Origin of the sequence: Candidatus Cryosericum odellii, assembly GCF_003570935.1 — a bacterium.
In the GTDB taxonomy this organism is placed as follows: domain Bacteria; phylum Caldisericota; class Caldisericia; order Cryosericales; family Cryosericaceae; genus Cryosericum; species Cryosericum odellii.
Window position 1 is genome coordinate 1 of the sequence record NZ_QXIU01000132.1, and the last position, 3,022, is coordinate 3,022.

General features: G+C 54.3%; 3 protein-coding genes. All 3 read right to left on the minus strand.

The annotated features are described in order from the left end of the window. Window positions 1-1,701 (minus strand): peptidoglycan D,D-transpeptidase FtsI family protein (locus tag SMC5_RS05550; RefSeq protein WP_133299170.1); only part of this gene is annotated, 1,701 nt, incomplete at its 3' end. A 33-nt stretch (window positions 1,702-1,734) separates the two neighbouring features. Then, window positions 1,735-2,082 carry a hypothetical protein gene (locus tag SMC5_RS05555; protein WP_119119923.1) on the minus strand — a complete coding sequence of 116 codons (348 nt, stop codon included), beginning with the start codon at window positions 2,080-2,082 and terminating at the stop codon, window positions 1,735-1,737. Between the two features lie 2 nt (window positions 2,083-2,084). Then, window positions 2,085-2,987 carry a 16S rRNA (cytosine(1402)-N(4))-methyltransferase RsmH gene (rsmH, locus tag SMC5_RS05560; RefSeq protein ID WP_119119924.1) on the minus strand — a complete coding sequence of 301 codons (903 nt, stop codon included), beginning with the start codon at window positions 2,985-2,987 and terminating at the stop codon, window positions 2,085-2,087. Window positions 2,988-3,022: the final 35 nt, after the last annotated feature.

Below are 3,022 nucleotides of genomic sequence, written 5' to 3' on the forward strand. Positions count from 1 at the left end.
CCTCAGATACTGTATCAACTGCAGCGCAATCTTCTTGAAGGTCGGCGCTGCTACAAGAAATGATGTGCGCGCCCCTTTTCGGGTCTCGTGGATGCTGAGGAATACGACAACCCTCGGGTTATTCGCCGTGAGAATGCCAGCAAAGCTGAAAACATAAGATCCATCAGGCAAATAACCACCGCCTGGTGCAGGAATCTGCGCAGTGCCGGTCTTTCCAGCAACTTCATAGCCGGGGATGTACGCAGTGAACACGCCGATATTTTTCTGTACAACCCCGTGGAACCCCTCGAGAACAGCCTTGGCTGTCTTCGGCGTGAACAACTGGCCAACGACCCCCGGGGTGTCTGTCCGCTGGCTTGCCCCCGAGGCGTCGACGATATGATCGACCACATAGGGACGCTGCATCAGGCCACCGTTTGCAATCGTAGCGTAAAAGTTGGCCATCTGGATTGCCGTCACCGCCACGCCCTGGCCAAATCCCATCATAGGAAGCGTCGTTTTTGACCAGAGAGACGTCGGAAGCAGAATGCCGGACTCCTCTCCTGGCAGATCAATGCCCGTCGGTTTGCCAAAACCGTACCGGCTAAGGCAGTCGTAGAAGCGCGTGGCTCCTATCTTCATGCTCAACTGGCAAAACCCCACGTTGGAGGAGTTTCGCAGCATTGCGTAGAGGTTCATAGTTCCGTATGCATAGTCATTCACTTCGTGAACCACCGTGTCGAAGACTTTAAGACTACCGCCGCTGTAGAACGTGCTCTGAAGCGTAATCGTACCTGTTTCGAGACCGGCAACCGATGTCGCGGCCTTGAACACGGAACCAGGCTCATAGTTGGCACTGATTGCCTTCTCCGACAGAGAGCTCATCGGAGCGTCCTGCCAGTGCTCAGGATCTACGCTTGGGACATCGACCATTGCAAGGACCGCGTCAGTCTTTGGGTCCAGAATCGTGCACGTGGCTCGCTTGCCATCGTATGTCTTGAGGGTGTCCATGAGGGCCTGCTGCGCGAAATACTGGATGTTCGAGTCGATCGTCAGCACAATGTTCTTGCCTTGTATCGGTTCGAGAACGTCCTCTGTGACAGCCGGCTCACCAGGGTTCGACCCAGAGACCATGTACGTATGCCGCCCATCCGTACCTCGAAGCTCCTTGTCGTATTGGAATTCAATCCCCGAAAGACCCTGGTTGTCCGAGCCCGTGACGCCGACCACCGAAGACATGAGGGCTCCCAGTGGATAGACTCGGCGATAGCCTTTGTCCAGCACGATCCCCGGCACGTCAAGTCGGCTCAAGGCGTCATACTCCACGACGTCTATCTGCTTGTTCAAGTAGATGAAGCTTGATGACGCGCTGCGTATCTGCTTTTCCAGCTGTGGCGCAGATGTTCTGAGGATGGGAGCAATGCTGACCGCAGTCAGGTGAGGGTCTTTGACTTCCTTCATGTAAAGGCCCAGGGACCACGTCGCCACGTCTTCCGCTAGAACGCGCCCTGTCGAATCCTGGATCGTTCCCCGCTTTGCCTTAATAGGAATGGAGTCGGTCTGAAGCTGCTCGTTTGCCATATTCACGAGCGTAGCGCGAGCTACTACTTGTAGATAGACGAACCGTGACTCAATTCCTAGCACTACAACCAGGAACACTGTAAAAACGACGACGAGACGTCGTCTGAACATGTCATTGAAAGACGCGACGCCTCTCTTCATCAATTCCGTATGGTCTTGACGCAGATATTCCCGCTAATGAAGACTGTCTAGTGTGCCAATCACCGCCGTATTGTTGGCTACCATACCCATAGCGCCTGCGGCAGCTCGCACCCGATCGGGGGACAAAAGCTTCGTGTCGCGCTCGAGCAGCAATTCCTGCTGCTGAAGCTGTGCCTGAATGGCCGTTCTGTTCAAATTGACCTGACGCTCCAAAAAAAGAGTTGTGCTATACACGTAGCCATAGGCACCCAGCAGACCCACTATCGTCACACCCAGAACAATGTAGCGACGTACAGCGATTCTTGCCGCGGCCGAGACGCGAACTGTCGTCGCCGCAGGACGGCGAACTGTTGTGTAATTACCCCTGACTGCAATACTCATGATTATACCCTTTCCAGTACGCGCAATTTGGCACTGCGAGAGCGTCTGTTCTCCGCAACTTCTGAGTCCGTAGGCCGAATAACCTTCTTGTTGACCAGTCGAAATCCTGGCTCCCCCGAGACCGGATTCTCGCAGAGAGCCAGGTAGCTCCTCTTCACAATTCTATCTTCGAGCGAATGGTAACTAATGACCAAGAGTCTTCCGTTCAGATTCAAGAGCGATGCTGCGGACTTGAGACCATTCTCGAGAGCATTGAGCTCATCGTTGACATATATGCGCAGAGCTTGAAAAGACTTGGTAGCAGGATGTATGCGGGCGTGCCTGGTAGGGAAGACAGCGGCTACTGTCTCCGCCAATTCACTCGTCGTCTCGATCGGCGCTCGTTGCCGACGGCGCACGATCGCGCGAGCGACCTGACGCGACCTCCCCTCTTCGCCGTACTTCCACAAGATGTCGGCGATGTCTTCCTCTGGAAACGAGTTCACGATATTCTTGGCAGTGACCTTGAGATCATCGTCCAGTCGCATGTCCAGTGGTTGGTCATGGCTAAACGAAAACCCCCTGCCTGTGCCCGTGAGTTGCTCTGAAGAAAAGCCCAGATCCATCAGGATTCCGTCGAATCCTGTATCCGGATAATCCTTCAACAACCGCGTCATGTCCCGAAAGTTTCCGCGGATGATAACCTTGCGGGCGGCAGTATCTTTCAGCCGCTCGCGGGCAATGGCAAGAACCGCTGCATCGACGTCCATCATGAAAAGCGTCCCTTCGCTAGAAAGTTGGCGCCCAACCTCATATGCGTGTCCGCCTTCCCCTGTCGTGCAATCCAGATAGGTTCCGTGTGGTCGAATCTGCAAGTATGTCGTGACCTCGTCCAAGAGGACCGGAGTATGTGCAAACTCAGTCATCTAGCCTGTAAAGCTCCAATATTTTGTTCGAAAAC

What these genes read in the sequence shown, in the direction of transcription:
- SMC5_RS05555 (WP_119119923.1), bottom strand. Translation starts at nt 2,082, where the DNA reads ATGAGTATTGCAGTCAGGGGTAATTACACAACAGTTCGCCGTCCTGCG.
- rsmH (WP_119119924.1), bottom strand. Translation starts at nt 2,987, where the DNA reads ATGACTGAGTTTGCACATACTCCGGTCCTCTTGGACGAGGTCACGACA.